Genomic DNA, 22,201 nt, shown 5'->3' on the forward strand with positions numbered 1-22,201 from the left:
AACATGGAAAACGTAGTGATTGTTGATGCCGTGCGCACGCCGATGGGCCGTTCCAAAGGCGGCGCCTTTCGCCAGGTGCGCGCCGAGGATCTCTCCGCCCATCTGATGCGCGAACTCCTCAGCCGCAATCCGGCCGTCGATGCCGCCGCGCTGGATGACATTATCTGGGGCTGCGTGCAGCAGACGCTGGAACAGGGCTTTAATATCGCGCGCAACGCCGCGCTGCTGGCCGAGATCCCGCATCGCGTGCCGGCCAGCACCGTTAACCGCCTGTGCGGCTCGTCCATGCAGGCGCTGCACGATGCGGCGCGCGCGATCATGGTCGGCGATGCCCACAGCTGTCTGATTGGCGGCGTGGAACATATGGGCCACGTACCGATGAACCACGGCGTGGATTTTCATCCTGGCCTGGGGCGCACCGTGGCGAAAGCGGCGGGCATGATGGGGCTGACCGCCGAGATGCTGGCGCGCATGCACCACATCAGCCGTGAACAGCAGGATGCCTTCGCGCTGCGTTCACACCAGCGCGCTGCGGCCGCCACTCAGCGCGGTGATTTCAAACGCGAAATCGTGCCGACCTACGGCCACGATGCCGATGGCGTGTTGAAACGCTATGACAGCGATGAAGTGATTCGCGAGGACACCAGCCTTGAAGGCTTAGCCGCGCTGCGTCCGGCGTTCGATCCGGTCAACGGCACGGTCACCGCCGGCAGTTCGTCGGCGCTGTCCGACGGCGCGGCCGCCATGCTGATCATGAGCGAAAGCCGGGCGCGCGAACTGGGGCTGTCGCCGCGCGCACGCATCCGCAGCATGGCGGTGGTTGGCTGCGATCCGTCGATCATGGGTTACGGTCCGGTACCGGCCAGTAAGCTGGCGCTGAAGCGCGCCGGGCTGAGCGTGCAGGATATCGATCTGTTCGAACTCAACGAAGCCTTCGCCGCGCAGACGCTGCCGTGCCTGAAAGATTTAGGGCTGCTGGAGCAGCTGGATGAGAAAGTGAACCTTAACGGCGGCGCAATCGCACTCGGGCATCCGCTGGGATGTTCCGGCGCGCGTATCAGCACGACGTTGCTGAATCTGATGGAGCGTCGCGATGCACAGTTTGGTCTGGCAACCATGTGCATTGGCTTAGGCCAGGGCATCGCGACGGTATTTGAACGGGTTTAATACGTTGACCACTACACTTGCACGTGTTCCCGCCCAACCGGGCGGGCTTTTTTTTGCAGCGGCACGTGCATGCGCACCGCATCACACATCAGATAAAGGCAAACGCATCGCCATACATCTGCGCTTCTAACGCACCACGTTCGGCACAGAAGCGCTCGCGTGCAATTTTTGCCATCTCAAACCGGCCAGCAATATAGATATCGTGTCCGCTCAGGCTGGCATAGTCCTGCATCACCGCGGTCAGCACCGTGCCGCTGCGCCCCTGCCAGTCCTCCGCCGGTTGTTCCACCACCGGAATCACTTTCAGGTTCGGATGCTTCACCGCCAGCGCATTGAGCTCATCCAGATCGTACAGATGTCTCAGCTCGCGGCCGCCCCAGTAGATAGCGATATCGCGATCCGGCTGCTGCGCCAGCGCAGTCAGCAGAATCGAACGCGCATAGGAGAAGCCAGTGCCGCCGGCAATCAGCACAATCGGCCGCGCGCTGTCTTCACGCAGCCAGGCGTCGCCGTGCGGCATATCCACGGTGATCTGCCGATCGTTTTTGATGCGATCCATCACCGCCATGGCGTACAGGTTCAGTTCTGAGGCACCAATGTGCAGCTCAATGATGTCCTTTTCCATTGGCGTCGATGCCAGCGAAAACGGGCGCTTGTCACGCTCATCCATCACCACCATCAGATACTGGCCGGCGCGGAAGCTAAAATCCGCCGCCGGAATTAACCGCACGCGGTAAACCGTGTCCGTAATTGCTTCAACCGAAGTCACTTTGCAGCTTAACGTCGTCATAGGTGCCCTTTTTTATGGTTCTCAGCCGCCATCAGCGCTGCGGCGGCTCGGCAAAGATCGCTAACTCATCCCAGATTGCATCAATACGCGCCGTAACCGCAGGATCTTTCACAATCGGCGTCCCCCATTCACGCTGGGTTTCACCCGGCCACTTGTTGGTGGCATCCAGTCCCATCTTCGAGCCAAGTCCGGAAACCGGCGAAGCGAAGTCGAGATAGTCAATTGGCGTGTTTTCTACCAGTACCGTATCACGCGCCGGATCCATCCGCGTGGTGATGGCCCAAATCACGTCGTTCCAGTCACGCGCGTTGACGTCATCGTCACACACAATCACAAACTTGGTGTACATAAACTGGCGCAGGAACGACCACACGCCGAACATCACGCGCTTGGCGTGACCGGCATACTGTTTTTTAATCGTCACTACCGCGAGGCGATAAGAGCAGCCTTCCGGCGGCAGATAGAAATCCACAATCTCCGGGAACTGTTTGATCAGAATCGGCACCAGCACTTCGTTCAGCGCCACGCCCAGTACCGCGGGCTCATCCGGCGGACGGCCGGTGTAGGTAGAGTGGTAAATCGGGTTGCGCCGCTGGGTTACGTGCGTCACGGTAAACACCGGGAAGCTGTCTACTTCATTGTAGTAGCCGGTGTGATCGCCGTACGGCCCTTCCGGCGCCATGTCGCCCGGTTCGATGTAGCCTTCCAGCACGATTTCGGCGCTGGCCGGCACTTCCAGATCGTTCGAGACGCACTTCACCACCTCGGTTTTGTTGCCGCGCAGCAGACCGGCAAACGCATATTCCGATAGCGTATCCGGCACCGGCGTGACCGCACCAAGAATGGTGGCCGGATCGGCGCCCAGCGCCACCGCCACCGGGAAGCGTTCACCGGGATGCGCTTTGCACCACTCCTGGAAATCCAGCGCGCCACCGCGATGCGACAGCCAGCGCATGATCACCCGATTTTTACCAATCACCTGCTGACGATAAATGCCGAGATTCTGCCGCTCTTTATGCGGTCCACGCGAGACGGTTAAACCCCAGGTGATCAGCGGCGCCGCATCGCCCGGCCAGCATTTCATGACCGGGATGCGCGCCAGATCGACCTCGTCACCGCTGAAAATCTCTTCCTGACACGGCGCATTACGCAGCCGTTTGGTCGGCATATTCAGCACCTGTTTGAACTGCGGCATCTTATCGAACAGATCGCGGAACCCCTTCGGCGGCTCCGGCTCTTTCAGAAACGCCAGCAGCTTACCCACCTCGCGCAGCGCGCTGACCTCTTCCTGGCCCATACCCATGGCTACGCGCTTCGGCGTGCCAAACAGGTTGCACAGCACCGGCATGCTGTAGCCCTTCGGGTTTTCGAACAGCAGCGCCGGGCCACCGGCCCGCAGCGTGCGGTCGGCGATTTCGGTCATCTCGAGGACAGGATCGATCTCCTGAGTAATGCGCTTTAACTCGCCGCGCTGTTCCAGCAGCGCGAGAAAGTCTCGTAAATCCTGATATTTCATGCGGCGTTAGTCTTCCGGCCAGAGTGAAGCGTCATTATAAGTTTGTTCACGCCAGCGTGTTTGAGTTTCTGCGTCAGGCGGGCTGACAGGAAAACGGCACCAGCGACTGCAGGGCCAGCACATCGTGATACGCGGCAATCGCCTCACCGTGGCGGAACACTTTAAAATCTTCGCCGCGCGCGCTGTAGTAGCGCAGGCGGTTTTCGCTGACGTGCAGGAAGCTGGCTTCACGCAGCGCAATCACCGACTCCTGCGGATTCACCGCACAAAATTCGGCGAGGCGCTCGTCACGGGTTTCGCCCATGTGGCCGCTGACGTGGGCATCCAGATAGTGGGGATTGATTTGCACCGGGAACAGGCCCAGCGCAGGCAGCACCACGCTGCTGCGTACCGGCATATCATTGGTGGTGCGAATCGACGGTGTCGCCACGTTGCAGCCCGCGCTCCAGCCAACGTAAGGGACGTCGCGCTCGCGCACTGCGCGCTGAATCGCCACGATCAGCCCCTGCTCGTGCAGCATCTGGTTCAGCAGCCAGGTATTGCCGCCGCTCACCAGAATCAGCTCCGCCTGCTCAATGGCCGCAACCGGTGTCTCGAACTCGTGTACCGTGCGCACCGGAATGCCCAGTGACTGAGACAACGCCTGCGCACGCTGGGCGTGATCGTCACGAATAATGGCGTAGGGCACCAGCACCGCCGAGGTGATGCCGCGCTGGGCAATCATCGCGTGCAGCTGCGGATGCGCATAGCTCAGCAGCGGCGCATCGTCGGCCACTTTGCCATTGCTCAGTAAAAACAGTTCCATCAGCCCGTCCTTTTTCTTCGTCTAATGGGTTGGCAGTCTGATACAGATGATCGCCAGACGTCAATTTTCTTGCTGAAAAGCGTTAGTTCGCCGCACCAATCGGATAATTCGTAGAGATTTTTCTTGTGTGACCGGGTTTCCGGCCGCCGATGCGCTATAACTCTGACAACAGGTTTGTTATTCTTAGCGTCCATTATTTGGGAGCAGTTATGGAATCCTGGTACTTACTCTATTGCAAACGTGGTCAGCTGTTGCGCGCGAAGGAGCATCTTGAGCGGCAGGAGGTGAATTGCCTCAGCCCGATGATCGCTCTGGAGAAGATTGTGCGCGGCAAACGCACCACCGTGAGTGAGCCGCTGTTTCCCAACTATCTGTTTATCGAATTCGATCCGGAAGCGATTCACACCACCACCATCAGCAGCACGCGCGGCGTCAGCCACTTTGTGCGCTTTGGTGCCATGCCCGCGACGGTGCCGTATGAAGTGATCGAAGCGCTGCAAACCGATGCGCCGCAGATCCTGCTGGATCCGGAAACGCCGCAGGTCGGTGATGAAGTGCTGATCACCGACGGCACCTTTGAAGGGCTGCGCGCTATCTTTGCCGAGCCCGATGGTGAAACCCGCTCAATCCTGCTGCTTAACCTGCTGAATAAACAGGTGATGCGCAGCGTGGACAACAAGCAGTTCCGTAAGGTTTAAGCCAGCCTGAATAGCTGACGTGCGTTGTGGTCGACGCGTGCCGCCAGTGCGTCTGGCTGTTCACCACGCCAGTGCGCCACCTGCTGAACGATATGCGGCAGAAAGCAGGGTTCGTTACGGCGCGAGGTCGGACGCGGACGCATATCGCGCGGCAGCAGATAGGGTGCGTCCGTCTCCAGCAGCAGACGATCTGCCGGAATCAGCGGCAGCATGTCACGCAGTGCCATTCCGCGCCGTTCATCGCACACCCAGCCGGTAATGCCCACCGATAAACCCAGCGCCAGGCAGGCTTCCAGCTCGTCACGCGTGCCGGTAAAACAGTGCACCACCGCGCCCACCAGTTTCGGCAGCCACGGCTGCAGCACCGCCAGAAAACGTTCATGCGCCTCACGACAGTGTAAAAACACCGGCAGCTGCAGTTCCGCCGCCAGCTGGAGCTGCGCATCAAACGCGTACTCCTGCTGCTCGTGCGCAGAAAGATTACGGTTGAAGTCGAGTCCGCATTCACCAATCGCGACCACCTGCTCGCTGTCAGCCAGGCGGCGCAGCGTACTGGCGGTTTCCGCCGACCACTCGCTGGCATGATGCGGGTGCACGCCGGCGGTCGACCAGCAGTAGCCCGCGTGCCGGGTCGCCAGCTGACGCGCCTGCTGGCTCTCCAGGGCATTGGTGCCGGTGATTAACAGGCCGGTGACGCCTGCTTCGCGCGCGCGTTTTACCACCTGATCGCGATCTTTTGCGAATTGCGTGCTGGTCAGGTTTACACCGATATCAAACATGTTTGCTCCCCATTCCGTCTTCAAGCGACGGATAGAAAAAACCGCCCGGCAGGCGGGCGGTTAAGATTCATCATCACCCCATCAGCGGGATGCCCTGCATAAAAGACATCAGGCGTCGGGGTTCTGTTCCTCATCGTCTGCCGCCTGACGTCCTTTACCCACATAGTAGCGGGAGAAGAATACGCCGACTTCAAACAGGCAGTACATCGGAATAGCGAGCAAAGTTTGCGAGAAAACGTCCGGCGGTGTGAGCAACATCCCAACCACGAACGCGCCGACCAGAATATACGGCCGTTTCTTTTTCAGATCGTCCGGGCTGGTAATGCCGGTCCAGCACAGCAGCACGATGGCAATCGGTACCTCAAACGCCACGCCAAACGCCATGAACAGCGTCATGACAAAGTCGAGGTAGTTAGTGATGTCCGTGGCGATGGTGACGCCCTGCGGCGCGGTTTTGGCGAAGAAGCCAAATGCCAGCGGGAACACAATGAAGTAGGCAAAGGCCACGCCGACATAAAACAGCAGCGTACTGGAGAACAGCAGCGGCATCACCAGGCGGCGCTCATGGCGATACAGCGCGGGGGCGACAAACGCCCAGACCTGATAAAGAATCACCGGCACCGCAAGAAACACCGACACAATGATGGTCAGTTTGATCGGCGTAAAGAACGGTGAGGCCACGTCGGTGGCGATCATGCTGGCGCCGGCGGGCATCTGGCTAATCAGAGGCGCTGCCACCGCGTGATAGATGTCGTTGGCGAAGTAAACCAGACACAGGAAGATAACAAACACCGCGATGATGCAGTTCAGCAGACGCTTGCGCAGCTCAATCAGGTGGCTGATGAGCGGTTGGGTATCTTCAACGGCCATGTTTATCGTTCATCTTTTACGGGAGGAGTGGACGCAGGCGCGACGGAGTCGCTGTGGCTGGTGGCTGGTGCAGGCTGCGGCGCCTGCGCCGGGGCGCTGGCCTGATGTGCCGCGCTGGCCGGCGTCACGACGCTGTGCGGCTCTGCGGGCTGCGGTGCGGCAGCGGGCTGTGGCGCGGCAGCGGGCGGCTGATGAATGGTGTTGGCTTCATCTTCCGCTTTCTCGATATCGATGCTTTGCTGCACCGAGCGCTTCATGGAGTCCGCGGTTTTACGCAGCTCTTCCATGGATTGCTTCAGCTCCGGCGACAGCGTGCCGCGTCCTGCCTCTTCGACCTTTTTCAGGCTGTCCTGCAGCTCCTGCAGTTTCAGCTCCTGGGCCAGTTCGTTCTGCACATTAGCAGCCAGCGAGCGAATGGCCCGGATCCAGCCAACAACGGTTTTCACCGCAACCGGTAAGCGCTGCGGGCCCAGTACAATCAGCCCGATCACGAACACCAATACCAGTTCACTAAAACCAATATCGAACACAGTTTTACCTTACTTGTCCCGGGCGTCGTCTTTGCTCGCCGGGGTGTGCTGTTTGTCTGCCAGTTTGGCGTTGAAGTCAGCGTCCTGCTCTTTCGGTTGATCCTTTTTCTCGTCTTCATCGCTCATGGCTTTTTTGAAGCCGCGAATGGAAGAGCCTAAATCCGAACCCAGGTTACGAAGCTTATTGGTACCGAACAGAAGTACAACAATGACGGCAATGATTAACAATTGCCAAATACTGATACCGCCCATGAGATATGCCTCTAATATTCTGTGAAAAACGGTTAACTGTAACGCACAGAAAGTCCGTTTTTACCCGGACTTAAGCCTGCGACATTACGCGATTTGCACCAGGCAGACAATCAGTTTGTCTTGCGCCAGCCGATGAGCCAGGTGACGATGCCGGCGGCCATTAACAGTGCCGGGAAGAAGTCCCAGTCAGGCCGGCTCAACAGCACCGCGGTGCCACTTAATAACAGTGTAGCCCCGACGCCAAACAGATAACGTGCCTGATGATGCCGGGTGCGCTGCGCGTTTAAATCGGTGACGAGTTTATCGACACTGTGCTGCAATAACTTGTGCTGGCGCATACTGTCGTAAAAAAGCTCCGGCAGCTCCGGCAGTTTCTCCGCCCAGAACGGCGCCTTCTCTTTCACCGCCCGCAGGATGGCCGGAATGCCGATCTGATCCTTAATCCAGTCCTCCAGGAACGGCTTGGCGGTTTTCCACAGATCGAGCTGCGGATAGAGCTGACGGCCGATGCCCTCGATGTACAGCAGGGTCTTCTGCAGCAGCACCAGCTGCGGCTGCACTTCCATATTGAAACGGCGCGCGGTGTTGAACAGATTGAGCAGCACGTGACCAAAGGAGATTTCCGCCAGCGGCTTTTCGAAAATCGGCTCGCACACGGTGCGGATCGCGAACTCAAAATCTTCCACGTTGGTATCCGGCGGTACCCAGCCCGAGTCGACATGCAGCTCGGCCACTTTGCGGTAGTCGCGGTTGAAGAAGGCGATGAAATTTTCCGCCAGGTAGCGCTTATCTTCTTTGTTCAGCGAGCCAACGATGCCGCAGTCAATGCCGATATACTGCGGATCTTCCGGATGCTCGTAGCTGACGAAGATGTTGCCGGGATGCATATCGGCGTGGAAGAAGCTGTCGCGGAACACCTGGGTGAAGAACACCTGTACGCCGCGTTCGGCCAGCAGCTTCATGTTGACGCCGTGCTGCTCCAGCGTGGCAACGTCGGAGATAGGAATGCCGTAAATGCGCTCCATTACCAGCATGGTTTCGCTGCAGTAGTCGGAGAACACTTCCGGCACGTACAGCATGCGGCTCTGGTCGAAGTTGCGGCGCAGCTGAATCGCATTGGCAGCTTCACGCAGCAGATTGAGTTCATCAATCAGCGTTTTTTCGTAGTCGCGCACCACTTCCATCGGACGCAGACGGCGACCGTCCGGCAGCAGACGTGGCACCCAGCGCGCCAGGCGGTAAATCAGCTTCATGTCAGCTTTGATCACCGGCAGGATATCCGGGCGAATCACTTTGATCACCACTTCGCGGCCGTTGGATTTCAGTGTCGCGGTATGCACCTGGGCGATCGAAGCCGATGCCAGCGGTTTGATATCGAAGTCGTCGAACCAGGTTTCCACCGGGCCGCCAATCGAACGCTCAATCTGCGCTTTGGCTTTCACGCCGTCGAACGGTGCCACGCGGTCCTGCAGAATCGCCAGCTCATCGGCAATTTTCGGCGGGAACAGGTCGCGGCGCGTCGAGAGCATCTGACCGAACTTGATCCAAACCGGACCGAGCTGCTCCATGGCCAGACGCAGACGGATGCCCATCTCAGCTTCTTTGTGCCGGTTGGGGATCCAGAAAACACAGCGTCGCCACAGCCGCAGCGGCAGCGTAATGCGCATATGCGGAATCAGTTCATCCAGCCCGTAGGTCAGAAAAACTTTGATAATGAAGTATAAGCGCCGAATTTCTCCCAGCGTCATTTCGCCTCCAGCTGTGCCAAACGCGCCTCAAACGCATTAAGCGCACGTTCCATCGCTTCTACCTCCTCACAAAACCACGCCTGCTCCAGCGCCCCCGGTGCCACGCGCCACTCTTCGGTCAGCACCTGCCCCAGATAATCCTGACGGCGGGTGACCTGCTGTCTGAGCTGGGCCAGCGCACGCTGAGCGGCCTGGCTGATGCCCTGTGCCGCGATGTCGCCCACCCACGGCGCGAGATATTCGGCCGGATCGAGTTCAGCCAGATCCATCAGCGCGGAGAATTGCTGTACCACCTGCAGATCGCCTTCCACGTCCAGCTCACCGCTGCGAATCAGGCTGGTCAGCTGCTGACGATCGCGCAGCTTAGGCAGCGTGCTGAAACGCAGGCTGACGCTGCAGTCGCTGCGGTCCTGCCAGTCACTCAGCACATCCAGCTGGTTTTCACTGAACACCAGCACCAGCGGAAAATCCAGCTCCTGCAGGCGCAGCAGCAGGACTTTGCCGGCCAGACGCTGGCGTGCGGTTTTCAGGCTGCGATCGCGGTACAACACACGGTTCAGGGCGGTCTCAAGACCGCCGGTGATGAGAGGGGTAAAAGTCATGATTAATCAGAACTTAAAGCCACGATGCAGCGCCACAATGCCGCCGGTCATGTTGTAGTAGCTGGTATTTTCAAAGCCAGCGTCGTTCATCATCGCCTTCAGGGTTTCCTGATCCGGATGCATACGAATCGACTCCGCCAGATAGCGATAGCTCTCCGCGTCTTTTGCCACCAGCTGGCCGATGCGCGGCAGAATGTGGAAAGAGTAAGTGTCGTAGGCTTTGCTCAGCGGCTCGAAAACCGGTTTAGAGAACTCCAGCACCAGCAGACGGCCGCCCGGCTTGAGCACGCGGAACATCGACGCCAGCGCCTTCTCTTTTTCGGTCACGTTACGCAGGCCGAAGGAGATGGTGATGCAGTCGAAATAGTTATCCGGGAACGGCAGCGCTTCTGCGTTAGCCTGCACGTAGCTGACGTTGCCGGTTACGCCGAGGTTGCGCAGCTTTTCGCGTCCCATCTTCAGCATTGAGCTGTTGATGTCCGCCAGCACCACCTGACCGGTTTCACCGACCAGGCGCGAGAATTTTGCCGTCAGATCGCCGGTACCGCCGGCCAGATCCAGGACGCGCTGACCGCGGCGCACGCCGCTGCTGTCGATGGTAAAACGCTTCCAGACGCGATGGATGCCGAACGACATCAGATCGTTCATCAGGTCATATTTCGCCGCGACGGAGTGAAACACGTCCGCGACTTTATCGGCCTTTTCACTTTTGGCGACGGTCTGAAAGCCAAAATGGGTAGTTTCCTGCTGTGATTCATCTGCCATCGGTTTTACCTGTTCCACAAACAATACTTCCCGAAGTGTATCAGAGTCGGGCGATCCGAGCACGCCACCGGCGTGTTATTCGTTGATGCGGCGCAGGGAAGCGGCGGAAGAATCTGCCGCATTTTCAGCGGGCTCGCTGTCATCGGCCCATGTATCATCCGCCGCGTCGGGCTGCGCCTGCTCTGCCAGTTGCGGGTTGATGGGCCGTTTGATCTCTACGCCAAGCGCACGAAACGACTCGCTCTGGGCGATCAGGTTGCCGCGCCCCTGTGCCAGCTTTTTCATCGCCAGCTGATAACTCTGCTGCGCTTTGTCGAGGCTATGCCCGATGCCGCTCATGTCATCGACAAACAGCCGCATCTTGTCGTACAAGCGCGCAGCACGGTCGGCGATGCGCTGGGCATTACGGCTCTGATGCTCATAGCGCCACAGATTATTGATGGTGCGCAGCGCCACCAGCAGCGTGGTCGGGCTGACCAGCATAATGTTTTGCTGCAGCGCTTCGCTGATCAGCTCCGGCTGGCGATCGATCGCCAGCAAAAACGCCGGTTCGACCGGAATAAACATCAGCACATAATCCAGCGAGCGTAAACCGGGCAATTGTTGATAATCTTTACGCCCCAGCAGCCGGATATGGCCGCGCACCGCGTTGATGTGCTCCTGAATCGCCTGTTCGCGCGTCAGCTCATCGTCGGCGTTGAAGTAGCGCTCATAGGCAATCAGCGTCATTTTGGCGTCAATCACCACATCTTTACCCTGCGGCAGACGCACAATCACATCCGGTTGCATACGGCCCTGCTGCTCCAGCTGCACACTGACCTGGGTCTGGTACTCGTAGCCTTCGCGCAGGCCCGACGCCTCCAGCACCCGGCTGAGCACCACTTCGCCCCAGTTGCCCTGAATTTTATTGTCGCCCTTCAGCGCTTTGGTGAGGTTGATCGCTTCCTGCGCCATCTGTGCGTTGAGCTGCTGCAACTGGCGAATCTCGTGCGCCAGCGTGTGGCGTTCACGCGCTTCCTGGCCGAAGCTATCGTTGACCTGGCGGCGGAAGCCGTCCAGCTGTTCGCGCAGCGGGCCGATCAGGCTGTTGAGGCTCTGCCGGTTCTGCTCGTCGACGCGTTTTCCGCTGTTTTCGAAGATTCGGTTGGCAAGATTTTCAAACTGCGCACTCAGGCGCTGTTCGCTGTTAGTCAGCAGACGCTGCTTCTCCTCAGCGGCGAAACGCGTCTCTTCTAATCGAATGGTGACTTCCCGCAGTTCGGCTTCCTGCGCGCTGTTAACTTCCAGCTGATTACGCAGCTCGCGGCTGAGCTGTTCACTCTCGGCCCGCCAGTAATCCAGCTGCTGCAGGCGCTCCTGCGCGCCGCTAAGCGTGCCGTGAAGCTGGCGCAGCTCCTGTTCGCGCTGCTGCAGTTGCTGTTGCAGCTGTTCCAGCTGCTGCTGCTGACGCTGCTGCGCCTGTTCCAGCAGGCGGCGTTCAGTGGTGAAGCTGGCGTGCTGATGGCCGGCGCGCAGCTGGGCAATAATCCAGCCAATGCCCAAACCGGCCAGCGCCAGCGCGCCGCTGATGATAAGTTGCTGATCCATAATCCCCCCGCGGATCGTCTCGCTGAGGAGAAGGTAGAGCGCCACTGTATGAATGTCCAGAACATTCATGGCAACCCGCGGATTTTATCGCGGGCGCGATGGGCACCGTCCGGGCAACTACAGGGCGCGTACGGTCAGGTCGCCCGCTTTCCAGGCGTCGATCAGGAAAAACGGCATCGGCAGCACCCATTCGCTGTCGCTTTTCACCTTCGCCGGATAGCACCAGCTGTTGCCGCCATAGGTCAGCTCCACCTGCTGCTGGCCATTTTCGGCGTTGGCCACTTTGCCGGCCATGCTGGCGAAACCGGCGTTGCTGCCGACGTGGAAGCTGTCGGTCTGCCAGCGAATCGGCGCATGCGCCGGCCACGGCTGCGCGTGGTGGAAGTGAAAGATATCGTCGTGATTGAGGATGCTGTCGCGCACCGTCGGCCACAGCGCTACCTTGAGGAAGTACTGGTCAGTAAAGCGCTCGCTGCCGTCATACTGCGCGATAAAGTCGCGCATCTGCTGCTCCACATTGTGAAACACGCCGTGACAGCCGCCCCACATGCCGGCCAGTAACAGCTCGGTGTGCGAGTAATAATCGCGCATGTGGTGGAACCAGAATGGCGAAACCAGCCAGGCATCGACGGCCGCGACTTCGCGCTCTGACAGCAGCGAATCCGCATCCCGCACGATGTAGCGTTTTACGCTGGCATCGTCCATCACCAGAAAGCGCCACAGCGTAGGGAAAATGGTTTTCTCCTGCGACATATCCACCAGTTGGGTGTTTGGCTGGGTCAGGCGCTGCCACACGTGCTGCGGCACGCTGTCGTCGAGATAGATGCGGCACATCCAGTCCGGATAGAGCTCGCGCGCCACCTCAACGTTTTTGATCAGAGTTTCGCAATAGCGCGGCTGACCGCCATACAGACTGAAGGAGATGATATTTTCTACCGGATTGCTGCGGTTAATCGGCGCAGGCGCCGGTGCGGGAAAAGTCGCTTTCGCGCCCTGACTGAAACGCATATCAGATTGGGTGAGCGATTCCAGGCCATAACGCGCCACTTCATCTTTCTTATCCAGCCAGCCACACACTTCCGTCAGGCCATCCAGCCAGGTTTCCGACGCCTGCGCGCGCTGCGCCGCCGGTGCCTGATAGATTTTCTGGTAAATCTTGTAGGATTTTTTATGTTCGCCGACGCGCATCAGCGTCAGCGCGTAGTCGCTGAGCACCTGCATCTGGTTAGGCATGACGCGCAGCACTTCTTCGCAGCACTGGCGCGCCAGAGGATAATCTGACGCGGCCATTGCCTGACGAAAGCGCGCGGCGGCACTCTCAACGTAGGCCTGCATTGCAGCAGGGCGGCTGGTAAAACCCGGACGTGGGACAGAGATCGTTTTGCGCATAGGAAATTTCTCAGAATCGGCTGAAATTGCGCGCATTCTAATCAGGCAATTGCTGAGCTCCCTATAAGCCTGGTCTCGAAATCATTCCCTGACTGGCGCGCTAAAGTAAACGACGCGCGGCATCCACCACAATTTTCACCGCATCGCTTTCTGTCTGCTTCATAGTGGCCGCATCCGGGATCTCTTTTTGCGTGCGATTCACGATGACGCCAGCCACCATGCCGGCACGCAGTCCCTGACTGGCGCACATGGTTAACAGTGTAGCGGATTCCATCTCATAGTTAAGCACGCCCATTTGCTGCCACTCTTTCATCGAGCCCTGGAAGCGGCTCACCACGCGTCCGGAGAAGGTGTCGTAGCGCTCCTGGCCAGGATAGAAGGTGTCTGACGAGGCGGTGACACCAATATGCGTGGTCGCGCCGCAGGCTTCTGCCGCGGCCACCAGCGCGGTGGTGCAGGCGAAGTCAGCCACCGCCGGGAATTCCATCGGCGCAAAGTGCAGGCTGGCACCGTCCAGACGGACCGAGGCGGTGGTCACCAGCACATCACCCACGTTGATGTGTGGCTGAATCGCGCCGGTGGTACCCACACGCAGGAAGGTACGCACGCCCAGCTGCGCCAGCTCTTCAACGGCGATAGAGGTAGACGGACCGCCAATACCGGTGGAACAGACAACCACCGGTTTGCCGTCGATCTCCGCCAGCCAGGTGGTGAATTCACGGTGCGACGCGAGGTGCTGTGGATTCTCCATCAGCGCTGCGATTTTCTTCACGCGCTCCGGATCGCCAGGAACAATCGCCAGCGTGGCTCCTTTCAAATCGGCTTTGGTGATGCCAAGGTGGAAAACGTCAGACTGGGCCATATCAGACTCCTGGAAGATAAGGGGAATAAGCGCGCCACTTTACGTCAGCGGCCCGGATAAATATGTGACTGAATTCACTATCAATAATGAAAGTTACATTGAACTAAAGATATTGTGTGACTCCAATCACATATTAGCGGTCTGCTGCGCTGAATTGCTACAAGCGGTGCTGTGTAACCGTAAAAGGCAGTGTTAATAGAGAAGCAGATCAGGTTAACCATCCCCCGTACCCTACGCCAGCCTTGCCGTAAGGCCAGGCTATAGTTACGTGATTGCGCACTTGCTAGCACGGAGAGAACCATGAAAACCGAAGACAATATGGCACAAAAATCCGCCACCGACGGCTTTGCGCCAGCGGTGCAGCCCACCGCAGCCAGCACCATCATTACCGCCAGCGATGCCATTCACGCGGGCGAGACGTCCGTGCCGAGCCAGGGTGAGAACCTGCCGGCTTATTATGCTCGTCCGCAACAGTTTAGCGGCACGCTGCCGGTCGTGCTGGTGGTGCAGGAAATTTTCGGCGTGCACGAGCACATCCGCGATCTGTGCCGCCGTCTGGCACTGGAAGGCTATCTCGCCGTGGCGCCGGAGCTCTATTTCCGCGAAGGCGATCCCAACGATTACAACGATATCCCTACCCTGTTCAAAGAGCTGGTGAGCAAAGTGCCGGATTCGCAGGTACTGTCGGATCTCGACCACTTGGCCAACTGGGCGGCGCGTCACGGCGGCGATATCCGTCGTCTGGCGATCACCGGTTTCTGCTGGGGCGGTCGCATCAGCTGGTTGTTTGCCGCTCATAATCCGCAGGTGCGCGCCGCCGCCGCCTGGTACGGTCGCCTGGAGGGCGAGAAAACGCTGAAGCAGCAGAAACATCCTATTGATATTGCAGTGGATTTGAATGCACCGGTGCTGGGACTGTACGGTGGCCAGGATGAAAGCATTCCACTGGAGAGTATCGATAAGATGCGCCAGGCCCTGCACGCGGCCAATGCCAAAGCCGAGATTGTGGTGTATCCGGAAGCTGGTCACGCCTTCAACGCCGACTATCGTCCGAGCTACCACGCCGATTCCGCACAGGATGGCTGGCAGCGCATGCTGGCGTGGTTTAAGCAGTATGGCGTCGCGCCGAACGCAGAATAAAAAAGGGGCGCCAGCGCGCCCCAACTCAACAACACAACGTATTATCCTGCCATCAAACGGTTTCGGCGCGCAGCTTCTGCGCCGCTTTCACCATGTTGGCCAGCGCCTGACGCGTTTCACTCCAGCCACGCGTTTTCAGGCCGCAGTCCGGGTTCACCCACAGACGCTGCTGCGGAATACTCTGCGCCGCTTTGCGCAGCAGATCTTCCATCCATTCCACGCTCGGTACGTTGGGTGAGTGGATGTCATACACGCCCGGCCCGATTTCGTTCGGATACTCAAACGCTTTAAACGCATCCAGCAGATCCATATCAGAACGTGAGGTTTCGATAGTGATGACGTCGGCGTCCAGCGCGGCAATCGAATCCATGATGTCGTTGAACTCGCAATAACACATGTGGGTGTGAATCTGCGTCTCGTCCTGCGCCACCGCAGCGTTGAGGCGGAACGCGTCCACCGCCCAGCGCAGGTAGGCTGCCCAGTCAGACTGATGCAGCGGCAAGCCTTCACGCAGCGCCGGTTCGTCAATCTGAATGATGCCGATACCGGCTTTTTCCAGGTCCTGCACTTCGTCGCGCAGCGCCAGCGCAATCTGTTTTGCGATGGTTTCGCGCGTCACGTCTTCCCGCGGGAACGACCAGCACAGGATGGTGACCGGTCCGGTCAGCATGCCCTTCACCGGTTTGTCGGTCAGCGACTGCGCATACTTTGCCCACTCGACGGTAATCGGCTGCGGGCGGCTGACGTCCCCGATGATCACCGGCGGCTTAACACAGCGCGAGCCGTAGCTCTGTACCCAGCCGTTCTGCGTGAAAACAAAGCCGTCGAGGTTTTCGCCGAAGTACTCCACCATGTCGTTACGCTCGGCTTCGCCATGCACCAGCACGTCGAGCCCCAGACGCTCCTGCTCCGCAATCGCCTGTCGGATGTGTTCCGCGATACCGGTGCGGTAGTGGCCGCCGTCAATGTTGCCTTTTTTGAAGTCGAGGCGCAGGCCGCGAATCTCGGTCGTCTGCGGGAAAGAACCGATGGTGGTGGTGGGCCACGCCGGCAGGTTAAAGCGCTGACGCTGCGCCTGAGCACGCACGGTGTAGCTGCTGTTGCGCTCAGTGTCTCTGGCCTGGATTTGCGCCAGACGCTGCGCCACGGCGGGGTTGTGCACGCGAGCAGAGTTTGCCCGGGCGCGAATCGGCGCGCTCCAGGCGTGCAGCGCAGCGGCATCGTGCTGGTTCAGTGCCTGACTCAGCAGCGACAGCTCCGTACACTTCTGTAACGCAAAGGCGAACCAGCTTTTTACCTCGTCGTCGAGGCGGTTTTCCACGCTCAGGTCAATGGGGCTGTGCAGTAGTGAACAGGAAGATCCAATCCACAGCTGCTGACGCTGGCCAAGCAGTGGCTGCAGGCGCTCATACCAGCGGGTGAGATCGGCGCGCCAGACGTTACGGCCATTGATCACCCCCAGCGACAACAGCCAGTCCGCCGGGATCTGCTGGTTGAGCTGCTGGAGATCGTCTTTGCCGTGCACCAGATCAACATGCAGGCCCTGCACCGGCAGCGTTTTGATGACATCAAGATTCTGACCAATGCTGTCAAAGTAGGTGGTCAGCAGCAGTTTCACTTCGCCCTGTAGCGCGTCGTACGCCGGTTTAAACGCCTCGCGCCACGCCTGCGGCAGTTCCAGCGCCAGCGCCGGCTCATCAATCTGCACCCATTCGATGCCGCGCTGACGCAGTTCTGCCAGCACCTGACGGTACACCGGCAGAATGGCCTGCAGCAGCGACAGGCGGTCAAAGGCGTCACCTTTCACCTTACCCAGCCATAAATAGGTCACCGGCCCCAGCAGCACCGGTTTGATGGTGTGGCCGAGCGCCAGCGCTTCATCCACCTCGTCCAGCAGCTGCGTCCAGCTGAGACGGAACTGCTGACCCTGAATAAATTCCGGCACGATATAGTGATAGTTGGTGTTAAACCATTTGGTCATCTCTGCCGCTGCTGCGGGCTCGCCGCTGGGCGCCCGACCGCGGCCGATGCGGAACAGGGTGTCGAGGTCAATCGAGCCGTCTTTATTCTGGTGCCGTGCCGGTACGTTACCGAGCAGCAGGCTGGTGGTCAGCACGTGATCGTACCAGGCAAAATCGCCGACCGGCAGCAGATCAACACCGGCGTCTTTCTGCTGCTGCCAGTGACGGGCGCGCAGTTCACGACCCACCGCCAGCAGTTCGTCCTGTGAGCTGTTCCCGGCCCAGTAGCTTTCCTGCGCTTTTTTCAGTTCGCGGCGCAGCCCGACGCGAGGGAAACCGAGAGTATGGTTCAGAATGGTCATGTGAGATTCTCCAGAAGTTGTTCGCTGTGCGACAGTCGCAGCAACCGATTTACGTTCATCCAGCGGGCAATCCTGCCGTGCGCTGAGCGTGTTAGCTGGACAAAGGTAAAGTGGCCGTCGCGTCTGACTGAGATGTTTAGCCGTCCAGATGTTTACACCGCTATAATCTGCGGGTACTGTATGTGTCTCAAGCGCAATTTGTTCAATCTCGATGTGAAGGACTCTCATGATCGAACTCAAACACCTGCGGACGCTGCAGGCGTTACGGCACACCGGCTCGCTGGCTGCCGCCGCCGCCCAGCTTCATCAGACGCAATCGGCGTTGTCTCACCAGTTCAGCGACCTGGAACAGCGGCTGGGCTTCCGGCTGTTCGTGCGTAAGAGCCAGCCGCTCCGTTTTACGCCGCAGGGAGAGATTCTGTTGCAGCTGGCGGAGCAGATTCTGCCGCAGATCCAGCAGGCGCTGCAGGCCTGTCATGAGCCGCATCAGACCACGTTGCGCATCGCTATCGAATGCCACAGCTGCATCCAGTGGCTGACGCCGGCCCTGAACAATTTCCGTCAGAGCTGGCCGCAGGTAGTGATGGACTTCAAATCCGGCGTGACCTTTGATCCGCAGCCGGCGCTGCAGCAGGGCGAACTGGACGTGGTGCTGACGTCCGATATTCTGCCGCGCAGCGGTTTGTTCTATGCGCCGATGTTTGATTTTGAGGTGCGGCTGGTGCTGGCGCCGGATCACCGCCTGGCGCAGCTGGCCCACATCACGCCGGAAGATTTGGCCGATGAGGTGCTGATGATCTATCCGGTACAGCGTCAGCGGCTGGACGTGTGGCGTAACTTCTTACAGCCAGCCGGCGTCAGCCCGGCGCTGAAGAACGTGGATAATACGCTGCTGCTGATCCAGATGGTGTCGGCCGGCATGGGCATTGCCGCGCTGCCGCACTGGGTGGTAGAGAGCTTTGAGCACCAGGGGCTGGTGGTGACACGCACGCTGGGCGACGGATTGTGGAGCCGTTTATATGCGGCGATGCGCGACGGCGAGCAGCGGCAGCCGGTGCTGGAGGCCTTTGTGCGCTTTGCCCGTCAGCACGCCTGCGAGCACCTGCCTTACGTGCGCGATGCCTCGCGCCCCGGTTCACTGCAGCCGGTCTCGTCCTGATGCCGCGGGCGGCCAATGTCGCCCGTGCTGTTATCCCCGCCCTGCCTGCTCTATAATGCGCCGCCTTAACCGCTACCGGAGAGTTTCACCATGACCAATAACGATGTGCTGCGCAGCGTGCGCTATATGCTGGATTTGAGCGACAGCAAAGTGGTGGAGATTTTTGCGCTGGCGGGCAGTGAAGTACCGCGTGAAGATGTGCAGGCGTGGCTGAAGAAAGATGACGATGAGGCGTTTCGTAAACTGCCGGATGTGCTGATGGGCTACTTCCTCAACGGTCTGATTTTCTACCGTCGCGGCAAAAGCGAAGACGCGCCGGCCCCGTCGGTTGAGCGCCGCATGAACAATAATATCTTTCTCAAAAAGTTACGCATCGCCTTCGCGCTGAAAACCACCGATATCCCGGATATTTTATTGAAGGCTAACTTCAAGGTGTCACAGGCCGAGATCGGCGCGATTTTCCGTAATCCGGATCATAAAAATTATCGCGAGTGCGGTGACCAGATTCTGCGTAACTTCCTGAAAGGCTTAACGCTGATTCAGCGGCCATCGACACCCGCGAAAAAAAGCTAAGCGCCTGAACTGCCGCTTTTGGCCGTGTGTCCCAGTACCCAGCGTTTATGCACGTACAGGGACGCAAAAATCACTATCGCCCCGGCGATAAAGCTCGGCCAGTGCGGTTTCTCCTGCCAGATCGCCAGGTTCACCAGTAATCCTGCCGGCACGTGCATGTTGTTCATAATGCCCAGCGTCCCGGCATCGACCTGGGTCGCGCCGTAGTTCCACATGAAGTAACCCAGTCCGGATGCGGCCACGCCCAGCCACACCAGCACGCCCCACTGCAGCGTGGTGGTCGGCAGCTTGTGCGGATTGCCCCAGATGCACCAGGCGATTACCGCGATCAGCACCGCGCCAAGATAGAACCACGAGAACGCGGTGTGCTGCGGCATTGGACGGACTTCCTGCAGGCGCTTATAGCCCACCATGCCAATCGCAAAGCAGATGTTAGCCGCCTGCACCAGCAGCAGTCCGAACCAGAAATCATCGCTGACTTTGTCGTAGCGGATAATGGCCGCACCGAGCACCGCCAGCAGGGCGCTAAAGGCATAGCCAATGCGCAGCGGGCGCTTGCTGAGCAGGTCATAAATCAGCGTGACATACAGCGGCGTCATCACCGTAAACAGCAGGAATTCCGGCACGCTGAGATAGAGATAAGCCTCAAAGCTGATCAGATACATGATGCCTAATTGCAGCATGCCCACCAGCATATAGAGCAGCAACGTTGAGGCGCGGTAACCGCGCCAGCGCAGAAACGGCAGAAAGACCAGCGCCGCCAGGCCTAAACGCATCAGCACCGAGAACCAGGTATCCACCTGCCCCGCCAGATACTCCCCGATTAAACTAAAAGAAAAAGCCCACAGAATGGTGGTAACGATCAGCAACAGCACGGTTATGTATCCTAAAGTTCAACACTGGCGCTAGTGTAAACAAACTACAGCGCGCTGGCGGGATAATCTGGTTGACATGTGATGAAATTAAACACGATCGCATCTTCCCTGCCCGGTCAGCAGGCACGCGTCCGCATGGCGGGTTGACCGGCGGGCGGCGATTTTTATGAGGCAGCGCGCCGTTTTCTCTGGCACAAATGCGCGAAATCCAACATTTACTGGTTTATATCGCTCTTTATTGTCATAAAACTGTAACATATGTGTCACACGTCACAGTAACTGCGCGTAACCATCACTATTCTGTGCGCGAAATGGAAAGGTTGCTTTCTGTTCGCTGTCGTACTTTTTTTGCCCCAACCTGCTGGGAATCGATAACTATATTGCGCCCTTGGAGGGCCATTCTGATGTTGAGTATTTTTAAACCTGCACCACACCAGCCCCAGGTGGCGGACGATCGCGTCGATCCGCTCTATCGTCGTCTGCGCTGGCAGATCTTCTTCGGCATTTTCTTTGGCTACGCCGCCTATTATCTGGTGCGCAAAAACTTTGCGCTGGCGATGCCTTACCTGGTCGAACAGGGCTTTTCCCGCGGCGACCTTGGCTTTGCCCTCTCCGGCATCTCCATCGCCTACGGTTTTTCCAAATTCATCATGGGATCGGTCTCGGATCGCTCCAACCCGCGGGTATTTTTGCCCGCCGGCCTGATTCTCGCCGCCGCCGTGATGCTGGTGATGGGCTTCGTGCCGTGGGCAACCTCAAGCATCATGGTGATGTTCGTGCTGCTGTTTCTGTGTGGCTGGTTCCAGGGCATGGGCTGGCCACCGTGCGGACGCACCATGGTGCACTGGTGGTCGCAGAAAGAGCGCGGCGGCATTGTGTCGGTATGGAACTGCGCGCACAACGTGGGTGGCGGCATTCCTCCGCTGCTGTTCCTGCTCGGCATGGCGTGGTTTAACGACTGGAAAGCCGCGCTCTATATGCCGGCGTTTGGTGCCATCCTCGTCGCCATCATCGCTTTTGCGCTGATGCGCGATACGCCGCAGTCGTGCGGGCTGCCACCGATTGAGGCATGGAAGAATGACTATCCGCCGGATTACAGCGAGAACCACGAACAGGAGCTGACGGCGAAGCAGATTTTAATGCAGTACGTGCTGCCGAATAAGCTGCTGTGGTACATCGCGCTGGCCAACGTGTTCGTTTATCTGCTGCGCTACGGCATCCTCGACTGGTCACCAACCTATCTGAAAGAGGTGAAGCACTTCACGCTGGATAAATCCTCGTGGGCCTATTTCCTGTACGAATACGCCGGGATTCCGGGCACGCTGCTGTGCGGCTGGATGTCGGACAAGGTATTCCGCGGCAATCGCGGCGCCACCGGGGTGTTTTTCATGACGCTGGTGACCATCGCCACCATCATTTACTGGCTGAACCCGCCGGGCAATCCGGGCATAGATATGATCTGCATGATCGTCATTGGCTTCCTGATCTACGGTCCGGTGATGCTGATTGGTCTGCACGCGCTGGAGCTGGCACCGAAAAAAGCGGCCGGCACTGCGGCAGGCTTTACCGGTCTGTTCGGCTATCTCGGCGGATCGGTGGCAGCCAGTGCGATTGTCGGTTACACCGTGGATTTCTTCGGCTGGGACGGCGGTTTCTTAGTGATGATTGTCGGATCGGTGCTGGCGGTGGTGTTACTGCTGCTGACCATGGTCAGCGAGCATCGCCACAAGCAGCAGCAGGCGTAATCTGAGCGGGCCGGTGCATACCGGCC

The 22,201-nt window shown here is 58.8% G+C and carries 21 protein-coding genes; 6 read left to right on the plus strand and 15 right to left on the minus strand.

Annotated features, from left to right (window positions below; genetic code table 11):
• The first annotated feature begins 3 nt into the window (after nucleotides 1-3).
• Complete coding sequence (gene fadA / locus C1N84_RS17650; RefSeq protein WP_031279606.1) at nucleotides 4-1,167, plus strand: acetyl-CoA C-acyltransferase FadA; 1,164 nt, start codon at nucleotides 4-6, stop codon at nucleotides 1,165-1,167.
• An 88-nt stretch (nucleotides 1,168-1,255) separates the two neighbouring features.
• On the opposite strand, the gene fre is transcribed toward fadA, so the two are convergent.
• The 3 genes from fre to pepE all read right to left on the minus strand — a co-directional run bounded on the left by fre (nucleotide 1,256) and on the right by pepE (nucleotide 4,278).
• Nucleotides 1,256-1,957, minus strand: a complete 702-nt coding sequence (gene fre, locus C1N84_RS17655; RefSeq protein WP_021506940.1) for an NAD(P)H-flavin reductase — start codon at nucleotides 1,955-1,957, stop codon at nucleotides 1,256-1,258.
• A 31-nt stretch (nucleotides 1,958-1,988) separates the two neighbouring features.
• Entirely contained in the window at nucleotides 1,989-3,473 is a 1,485-nt protein-coding gene (ubiD, locus tag C1N84_RS17660) for a 4-hydroxy-3-polyprenylbenzoate decarboxylase (protein ID WP_021506941.1), read from the minus strand.
• 73 nt (nucleotides 3,474-3,546) lie between these two features.
• Nucleotides 3,547-4,278: a dipeptidase PepE gene (pepE, locus tag C1N84_RS17665; protein ID WP_058758126.1), complete on the minus strand. Its 732-nt coding sequence runs from the start codon at nucleotides 4,276-4,278 to the stop codon at nucleotides 3,547-3,549.
• 209 nt (nucleotides 4,279-4,487) lie between these two features.
• Between pepE and rfaH the strand changes: the two genes are divergently transcribed.
• Nucleotides 4,488-4,976: a transcription/translation regulatory transformer protein RfaH gene (gene rfaH / locus C1N84_RS17670; protein ID WP_031279607.1), complete on the plus strand. Its 489-nt coding sequence runs from the start codon at nucleotides 4,488-4,490 to the stop codon at nucleotides 4,974-4,976.
• Here rfaH and tatD read toward each other — a convergent pair.
• The 10 genes from tatD to udp form a co-directional block, all read right to left on the minus strand.
• Nucleotides 4,973-5,755, minus strand: a complete 783-nt coding sequence (tatD, locus tag C1N84_RS17675; RefSeq protein ID WP_058758125.1) for a 3'-5' ssDNA/RNA exonuclease TatD — start codon at nucleotides 5,753-5,755, stop codon at nucleotides 4,973-4,975. The two genes, rfaH and tatD, sit on opposite strands and share 4 nt — an antisense overlap.
• Nucleotides 5,756-5,863: 108 nt before the next feature.
• The gene (gene tatC, locus C1N84_RS17680) at nucleotides 5,864-6,625 is read right to left on the minus strand and encodes a Sec-independent protein translocase subunit TatC (protein ID WP_021506945.1); all 762 of its coding nucleotides are present in this window, start codon (nucleotides 6,623-6,625) and stop codon (nucleotides 5,864-5,866) included.
• Nucleotides 6,626-6,627: 2 nt separating this feature from the next.
• The gene (gene tatB, locus C1N84_RS17685) at nucleotides 6,628-7,155 is read right to left on the minus strand and encodes a Sec-independent protein translocase protein TatB (RefSeq protein ID WP_104094213.1); all 528 of its coding nucleotides are present in this window, start codon (nucleotides 7,153-7,155) and stop codon (nucleotides 6,628-6,630) included.
• Between the two features lie 9 nt (nucleotides 7,156-7,164).
• Nucleotides 7,165-7,407, minus strand: coding sequence for a Sec-independent protein translocase subunit TatA (gene tatA, locus C1N84_RS17690; RefSeq protein ID WP_010618194.1), 243 nt, complete (start codon nucleotides 7,405-7,407; stop codon nucleotides 7,165-7,167).
• A gap of 110 nt (nucleotides 7,408-7,517) precedes the next feature.
• Nucleotides 7,518-9,155 carry a ubiquinone biosynthesis regulatory protein kinase UbiB gene (gene ubiB, locus C1N84_RS17695; RefSeq protein ID WP_021506947.1) on the minus strand — a complete coding sequence of 546 codons (1,638 nt, stop codon included), beginning with the start codon at nucleotides 9,153-9,155 and terminating at the stop codon, nucleotides 7,518-7,520.
• Nucleotides 9,152-9,757: a ubiquinone biosynthesis protein UbiJ gene (locus C1N84_RS17700; RefSeq protein WP_058758122.1), complete on the minus strand. Its 606-nt coding sequence runs from the start codon at nucleotides 9,755-9,757 to the stop codon at nucleotides 9,152-9,154. Before C1N84_RS17700 ends, ubiB begins: the two co-directional genes overlap by 4 nt.
• A 6-nt stretch (nucleotides 9,758-9,763) precedes the next feature.
• Nucleotides 9,764-10,522, minus strand: a complete 759-nt coding sequence (gene ubiE, locus C1N84_RS17705; protein ID WP_125310335.1) for a bifunctional demethylmenaquinone methyltransferase/2-methoxy-6-polyprenyl-1,4-benzoquinol methylase UbiE — start codon at nucleotides 10,520-10,522, stop codon at nucleotides 9,764-9,766.
• Nucleotides 10,523-10,597: 75 nt separating this feature from the next.
• On the minus strand, nucleotides 10,598-12,109 hold the full coding sequence (rmuC, locus tag C1N84_RS17710) for a DNA recombination protein RmuC (RefSeq protein WP_021506950.1): 1,512 nt from the start codon (nucleotides 12,107-12,109) through the stop codon (nucleotides 10,598-10,600).
• Between the two features lie 117 nt (nucleotides 12,110-12,226).
• Nucleotides 12,227-13,498 carry a tetratricopeptide repeat protein gene (locus C1N84_RS17715; protein ID WP_264441780.1) on the minus strand — a complete coding sequence of 424 codons (1,272 nt, stop codon included), beginning with the start codon at nucleotides 13,496-13,498 and terminating at the stop codon, nucleotides 12,227-12,229.
• Between the two features lie 100 nt (nucleotides 13,499-13,598).
• The gene (gene udp, locus C1N84_RS17720) at nucleotides 13,599-14,360 is read right to left on the minus strand and encodes a uridine phosphorylase (RefSeq protein ID WP_021506952.1); all 762 of its coding nucleotides are present in this window, start codon (nucleotides 14,358-14,360) and stop codon (nucleotides 13,599-13,601) included.
• Between the two features lie 300 nt (nucleotides 14,361-14,660).
• Here udp and C1N84_RS17725 point away from each other — a divergent pair, with 300 nt between their 5' ends.
• On the plus strand, nucleotides 14,661-15,500 hold the full coding sequence (locus C1N84_RS17725; protein WP_264441781.1) for a dienelactone hydrolase family protein: 840 nt from the start codon (nucleotides 14,661-14,663) through the stop codon (nucleotides 15,498-15,500).
• A gap of 52 nt (nucleotides 15,501-15,552) precedes the next feature.
• On the opposite strand, the gene metE is transcribed toward C1N84_RS17725, so the two are convergent.
• Entirely contained in the window at nucleotides 15,553-17,823 is a 2,271-nt protein-coding gene (gene metE, locus C1N84_RS17730; RefSeq protein ID WP_264441782.1) for a 5-methyltetrahydropteroyltriglutamate--homocysteine S-methyltransferase, read from the minus strand.
• Between the two features lie 226 nt (nucleotides 17,824-18,049).
• Here metE and metR point away from each other — a divergent pair, with 226 nt between their 5' ends.
• A complete protein-coding gene (metR, locus tag C1N84_RS17735; RefSeq protein ID WP_264441784.1) occupies nucleotides 18,050-18,982 on the plus strand; it encodes an HTH-type transcriptional regulator MetR in 933 nt (310 codons plus the stop codon).
• Nucleotides 18,983-19,072: 90 nt separating this feature from the next.
• The gene (locus tag C1N84_RS17740) at nucleotides 19,073-19,555 is read left to right on the plus strand and encodes a YehS family protein (protein WP_021506956.1); all 483 of its coding nucleotides are present in this window, start codon (nucleotides 19,073-19,075) and stop codon (nucleotides 19,553-19,555) included.
• Here the strand turns inward: C1N84_RS17740 and C1N84_RS17745 are convergent.
• Nucleotides 19,552-20,430: a carboxylate/amino acid/amine transporter gene (locus C1N84_RS17745; protein WP_088516577.1), complete on the minus strand. Its 879-nt coding sequence runs from the start codon at nucleotides 20,428-20,430 to the stop codon at nucleotides 19,552-19,554. The two genes, C1N84_RS17740 and C1N84_RS17745, sit on opposite strands and share 4 nt — an antisense overlap.
• 404 nt (nucleotides 20,431-20,834) lie before the next feature.
• On the opposite strand from C1N84_RS17745, the gene glpT reads away from it, so the two are divergent.
• Nucleotides 20,835-22,175 carry a glycerol-3-phosphate transporter gene (gene glpT, locus C1N84_RS17750; protein ID WP_264441786.1) on the plus strand — a complete coding sequence of 447 codons (1,341 nt, stop codon included), beginning with the start codon at nucleotides 20,835-20,837 and terminating at the stop codon, nucleotides 22,173-22,175.
• Nucleotides 22,176-22,201: the final 26 nt, after the last annotated feature.

The organism is Pantoea sp. SGAir0418, from assembly GCF_043529865.1.

What these genes read in the sequence shown, in the direction of transcription:
- C1N84_RS17740 (WP_021506956.1), top strand. Translation starts at nt 19,073, where the DNA reads ATGACCAATAACGATGTGCTGCGCAGCGTGCGCTATATGCTGGATTTG.
- rfaH (WP_031279607.1), top strand. Translation starts at nt 4,488, where the DNA reads ATGGAATCCTGGTACTTACTCTATTGCAAACGTGGTCAGCTGTTGCGC.
- tatC (WP_021506945.1), bottom strand. Translation starts at nt 6,625, where the DNA reads ATGGCCGTTGAAGATACCCAACCGCTCATCAGCCACCTGATTGAGCTG.
- C1N84_RS17725 (WP_264441781.1), top strand. Translation starts at nt 14,661, where the DNA reads ATGAAAACCGAAGACAATATGGCACAAAAATCCGCCACCGACGGCTTT.
- tatA (WP_010618194.1), bottom strand. Translation starts at nt 7,407, where the DNA reads ATGGGCGGTATCAGTATTTGGCAATTGTTAATCATTGCCGTCATTGTT.
- rmuC (WP_021506950.1), bottom strand. Translation starts at nt 12,109, where the DNA reads ATGGATCAGCAACTTATCATCAGCGGCGCGCTGGCGCTGGCCGGTTTG.
- ubiD (WP_021506941.1), bottom strand. Translation starts at nt 3,473, where the DNA reads ATGAAATATCAGGATTTACGAGACTTTCTCGCGCTGCTGGAACAGCGC.
- glpT (WP_264441786.1), top strand. Translation starts at nt 20,835, where the DNA reads ATGTTGAGTATTTTTAAACCTGCACCACACCAGCCCCAGGTGGCGGAC.
- metR (WP_264441784.1), top strand. Translation starts at nt 18,050, where the DNA reads ATGATCGAACTCAAACACCTGCGGACGCTGCAGGCGTTACGGCACACC.
- C1N84_RS17715 (WP_264441780.1), bottom strand. Translation starts at nt 13,498, where the DNA reads ATGCGCAAAACGATCTCTGTCCCACGTCCGGGTTTTACCAGCCGCCCT.
- fre (WP_021506940.1), bottom strand. Translation starts at nt 1,957, where the DNA reads ATGACGACGTTAAGCTGCAAAGTGACTTCGGTTGAAGCAATTACGGAC.
- C1N84_RS17700 (WP_058758122.1), bottom strand. Translation starts at nt 9,757, where the DNA reads ATGACTTTTACCCCTCTCATCACCGGCGGTCTTGAGACCGCCCTGAAC.
- tatD (WP_058758125.1), bottom strand. Translation starts at nt 5,755, where the DNA reads ATGTTTGATATCGGTGTAAACCTGACCAGCACGCAATTCGCAAAAGAT.
- fadA (WP_031279606.1), top strand. Translation starts at nt 4, where the DNA reads ATGGAAAACGTAGTGATTGTTGATGCCGTGCGCACGCCGATGGGCCGT.
- udp (WP_021506952.1), bottom strand. Translation starts at nt 14,360, where the DNA reads ATGGCCCAGTCTGACGTTTTCCACCTTGGCATCACCAAAGCCGATTTG.
- ubiB (WP_021506947.1), bottom strand. Translation starts at nt 9,155, where the DNA reads ATGACGCTGGGAGAAATTCGGCGCTTATACTTCATTATCAAAGTTTTT.
- ubiE (WP_125310335.1), bottom strand. Translation starts at nt 10,522, where the DNA reads ATGGCAGATGAATCACAGCAGGAAACTACCCATTTTGGCTTTCAGACC.
- metE (WP_264441782.1), bottom strand. Translation starts at nt 17,823, where the DNA reads ATGACCATTCTGAACCATACTCTCGGTTTCCCTCGCGTCGGGCTGCGC.
- pepE (WP_058758126.1), bottom strand. Translation starts at nt 4,278, where the DNA reads ATGGAACTGTTTTTACTGAGCAATGGCAAAGTGGCCGACGATGCGCCG.